The organism is Mycobacterium sp., assembly GCF_049281135.1.
In the GTDB taxonomy this organism is placed as follows: Bacteria; Actinomycetota; Actinomycetes; order Mycobacteriales; family Mycobacteriaceae; genus Mycobacterium.
In genome coordinates this window covers 1-3,649 of sequence record NZ_JBAPRN010000053.1, presented here as the reverse complement: position 1 = coordinate 3,649, position 3,649 = coordinate 1, and the positions used below count along the sequence as shown (strand labels likewise).

Genomic DNA, 3,649 nt, shown 5'->3' with positions numbered 1-3,649 from the left:
AGACGGTGGCAGCGCGGGACAAATCGTTCCAGAGTTGGCAGGTAGACCAACTCGCCTCACTGGCCGAGGCGCTCAATGTCCCTGCGTAGCAACGCCACCGACGGCGCGGCGGTGGTGTTCGAGGATGTCAGCGTGGTGCGGGATGGACGGCTGATCTGGTCACGGGGGACATTCGAGGTGCCGTCGGGCGGCATCGTCGCGGTCATCGGCGCTAACGGAGCGGGCAAAACGACACTGGTTCAAGTGATCTTGGGACTAGTGCGCGTCGCCGCCGGCAATGTCCGAGTATTCGACAAACGTCCGGGCGGGGATAACAACTCCATCGGCTACGTTCCACAGAACTACGCCTCGAACTCTGATGAGGCGATCCGCGTCGTCGACGTGGTAACGCTTGGGCTGAACGGGGACAGGTGGGCATTCAGGCGCACCACTGCCTCGCAACGCCGCCGCGTCGACGAAGCTTTGCGGTCGGTCCAGATTGCCGAACTCGCCGGCAAACGCCTCTCTCGACTCTCCGGCGGGCAACGCCAGCGGGCGGCAATCGCCGCGGCGCTGGTCCCGCGGCCCAAGCTGCTGATCTTGGACGAGCCCCTGGCATCCCTGGATTTCGGAACTCAGCGCGAAATCGTGAGACTGCTCCGCAGCCTGCATGCAGATCTGGGCGTCACGATCATCGTGGTCGCACACGACCTGAATCCTTTCCTGGGCGTGCTCGATAGTGCGATCTATCTGCTCGACGGACATCCGCACTACGACACCATCGATGACGTGGCCAAAGAAGACTTGCTCAGCGAGCTCTACGGCACGCCGATCGAGGTCGCCCGTACTCCCCAAGGCGGCCTTTATCTGCGGGGCGCTGTATGACAGCAACGCTGCTTGCCTTGGGATACCAGGACAATTGGTGGCCAATATTGATTTCACCCTTCATGCGGGATGCCCTGCTGGGCGGCACGATCGTTGCACTGGCCGCGGGTCTGCTCGGCTATTTCATCGTTGTCCGCAACACCGCGTTTGCGGCGCACGCCGTTGCGCATATTGGTTTGCCCGGGGCAACGGGAGCGGTGTTATTGGGTGTGCCTACCGGTTTGGGCCTCGGTGTCTTTTGCGTAGGCGGTGCAATTATCATCGGCGCGCTCGGTAAACGGGTTGATGACCGCGACGTCGCCACCGGGACCGTCTTGGCGATGGCCATCGGCTTGGGACTGTTATTCTCTTCTCTCGCAACGAAAAACGCCAGTACGATGACCAATGTTCTGTTCGGGAATCTCCTGGCAATCTCGCACGGACAGCTGATTACGTTTGCAGGCTTGCTGATACTGCTCGGGCTCTGTGTGGGCTTCATTTTTCGCCCGCTATTGTTCGCGTCGGTCAACGCACTCGTCGCCCAGGCCAAAGGTGTGCCGGTGCAGTCCTTATCGATCATCTTCATGGCGCTGCTCGGGCTCGCGGTGACAATGGCGGTTCAAGTCGTCGGAACCTTGCTGCTTTTTGCTCTCCTGGTAACGCCGGCCGCGACCGCCATCAGGTTGGCGGCCAGGCCCTTGATCGCGATGTTCGTCTCGACGACCATCAGCGTCGCCTCAGTCTGGCTGGGGCTCGGGCTGTCAGCCATGTTCAATATGCCGCCGAGCTTTGTCATCGTGGCTATCACCTGCATGGTCTTGTTCGTTGTACAACTGGCAAGTCACCGTATTCGGCTGCCTGTCAGGACATCTCACAACGGGCGTCCGCCACATTGAAGAACCGATCGCGCCCGCGCCTACCGACGTTACGGAACCTTGTGCTCAGCAAACCCCATCCGGTGACCGGGTGACTCATTTGCACTCGCATTCCCATGCGCTGCCTCGTGGTCGAGCCCCGCTGGGTCCGATGGCCGCCAAGGCGGTCGTCGGATTGCTGGGGGTTATAGGCATCGCCGTGATCGCCGGCCTGGTGGTCTTGTGTCCGAACAAGCAAGAGGTTGACATCCCGATGCCGTTCCAGAACGCGACGGGCGCCGCGGTCACCACCGAAGCCGGGCATGTGTTATCCAGCGAGATCGCTACCTGCGGAAGTCCATCAGCCGGCACCGTGTACACGCTGGTGCTGGCCTACGCCGGCAGCGCGTTGCCGTTGCTCCTGCTGTTCAGCGTCGCCAACCGTTCTGTGAGCGACGTACTGACCACCGAGAGTGTCGCTATCGAAATTGCCCGCTCCGCCGTCGGCGGTATCGCGCTGGCGTTATCGGTGCCGCTGACCACCGCTATCGCCGCAATGTTGGCTACGCCGGCGTCCCGGTGTGGCACCGCCCACGCTTAGCGATTGGTCATTAATCTGTCGGTCCGATGCGGCGGACTGTCTGGACAGACACGCCCTAGCGGTCGACGAAAGTGTCTCCGAGGCGCGCCGCCACCGTGATCGCTACCTGTCCGAGGTCACCTCACGTAGCGGATTCGGGTTCGTCGATGGCGCGGCAGATGGTGGGCGTGTCGTGAGCGCAGCAGTCGTCTGCTCGTCGCCGAGTGCTGGTAAGTGACCGGCGCAGGCTGAGCAATTCGGTTACTGTGGCGTCGATCTCGCTGATCCTCGCCTCGAGCATGTCGCGGACGGCGGCGCACGGCGGGGTACCGCCGTTGCGAATGGCGAGGATCTTGCCAATGTCATCTAAGTGGAGGCCGAGCTTGCGGGCTCGCCTGATGAACGTCAACAGTTCAACGTCGTGTTGATCGTAGAGCCGATAACCTGCCGGGGTTCGGTCCGCAACGGAGAGCAGGCCTTTCGCCTCATAGACTCGCACCGCTTTGCGGGTAACCCCGGCAGCCGCCGCGGCTTGCCCGATAGTCAACGTGGATGCTGGCATGATTCACGCCCCTTTCACATCGCAGTATTGACCTTGCCCCGGGGGACGGGTTCTAGCGTGAAATTACCTGATCCACACATCATTGAAGGAGACCGCAGATGCCATTAGCCAAGGGAGAGGTCTACCACTGCCCCGACACCCATTGCGGGTGTGAAGTGACGGTGACGAAGCCGGCCCTGCCTGACTGTCCTGACCCAGAGGCCCTGACCTGTTGCGGCAAGACCATGATCAAAACGGCCACCTGACGCGTTTGTGAGCCTGCCAGGTAGAGGTGCACGAACGCCTCCGAGACACCTAGCTCGCGGCACACCGCCGTTCGGTTAGCAGCCGATCAGCCGCCATCAGCTTGCGCACACATTCCGTGGCTCAACCGGTCGGGGCTGTGCCGCTTCGCGTCGCCGTCAGGTTCCGTCGCGTCCGTTACTCGGATCGGCGTGCCCCTCGTTGTCTGTACCCCAGGTGCCTGGCACCATCGGCACCGTCGGGCCGGCGCCGAACTGATCACCATGAAGCGTGGCCAATCCTGCCGCCTGCTCAGTGCCCCTCGATGACGCCGTCCCGGCAAATCCCAAGGGCCCCGCGCCCCGATCCGAGACCGCTGTCGGCGCGCCCCAATCGGGATCTACATCGACGTTCATGTCCATGTACTCGTCGGCCTGCCCGCGCTGCTTTGCGCGCTGACGCCGTCGCTTCCGTGTTTGGTCTTTCGCGGCAGCCGCGATCGCCGCGGCCGCCGCGGGCGCCTTCGAGCCGCCGCGGGTGGTGGGCTCCTGCGTCTTAGCCTGCAACCCCATCCCCGCCCCGATGGTC

The 3,649-nt window shown here is 62.8% G+C and carries 5 protein-coding genes and 1 pseudogene; 4 read left to right on the top strand and 2 right to left on the bottom strand.

The window, feature by feature from the left end; genetic code table 11:
- The first annotated feature begins 75 nt into the window (after positions 1 to 75).
- From WAN02_RS02130 to WAN02_RS02120, 3 genes are all read left to right on the top strand, one after another.
- Complete coding sequence (locus WAN02_RS02130; RefSeq protein WP_422262400.1) at positions 76 to 864, top strand: metal ABC transporter ATP-binding protein; 789 nt, start codon at positions 76 to 78, stop codon at positions 862 to 864.
- The gene (locus WAN02_RS02125) at positions 861 to 1,739 is read left to right on the top strand and encodes a metal ABC transporter permease (RefSeq protein ID WP_422262398.1); all 879 of its coding nucleotides are present in this window, start codon (positions 861 to 863) and stop codon (positions 1,737 to 1,739) included. Before WAN02_RS02130 ends, WAN02_RS02125 begins: the two co-directional genes overlap by 4 nt.
- Before the next feature lie 70 nt (positions 1,740 to 1,809).
- Positions 1,810 to 2,298 (top strand): YibE/F family protein, encoded by a 489-nt coding sequence (locus WAN02_RS02120; RefSeq protein WP_422262396.1) that lies wholly within the window; start codon positions 1,810 to 1,812, stop codon positions 2,296 to 2,298.
- Between the two features lie 121 nt (positions 2,299 to 2,419).
- Here the strand turns inward: WAN02_RS02120 and WAN02_RS02115 are convergent, their stop codons facing one another.
- On the bottom strand, positions 2,420 to 2,839 hold the full coding sequence (locus WAN02_RS02115; RefSeq protein WP_422262395.1) for a MerR family DNA-binding protein: 420 nt from the start codon (positions 2,837 to 2,839) through the stop codon (positions 2,420 to 2,422).
- Between the two features lie 98 nt (positions 2,840 to 2,937).
- Here WAN02_RS02115 and WAN02_RS02110 point away from each other — a divergent pair, with 98 nt between their 5' ends.
- Positions 2,938 to 3,084, top strand: a complete 147-nt coding sequence (locus WAN02_RS02110) for a hypothetical protein (protein WP_422262393.1) — start codon at positions 2,938 to 2,940, stop codon at positions 3,082 to 3,084.
- 156 nt (positions 3,085 to 3,240) lie between these two features.
- Here the strand turns inward: WAN02_RS02110 and WAN02_RS02105 are convergent.
- Positions 3,241 to 3,649: pseudogene (locus WAN02_RS02105) on the bottom strand (hypothetical protein); the annotation flags it as partial.

Coding starts and splice junctions, on each gene's coding strand:
- WAN02_RS02130 (WP_422262400.1), top strand. CDS start 76: ATGTCCCTGCGTAGCAACGCCACCGACGGCGCGGCGGTGGTGTTCGAG.
- WAN02_RS02125 (WP_422262398.1), top strand. CDS start 861: ATGACAGCAACGCTGCTTGCCTTGGGATACCAGGACAATTGGTGGCCA.
- WAN02_RS02115 (WP_422262395.1), bottom strand. CDS start 2,839: ATGCCAGCATCCACGTTGACTATCGGGCAAGCCGCGGCGGCTGCCGGG.
- WAN02_RS02110 (WP_422262393.1), top strand. CDS start 2,938: ATGCCATTAGCCAAGGGAGAGGTCTACCACTGCCCCGACACCCATTGC.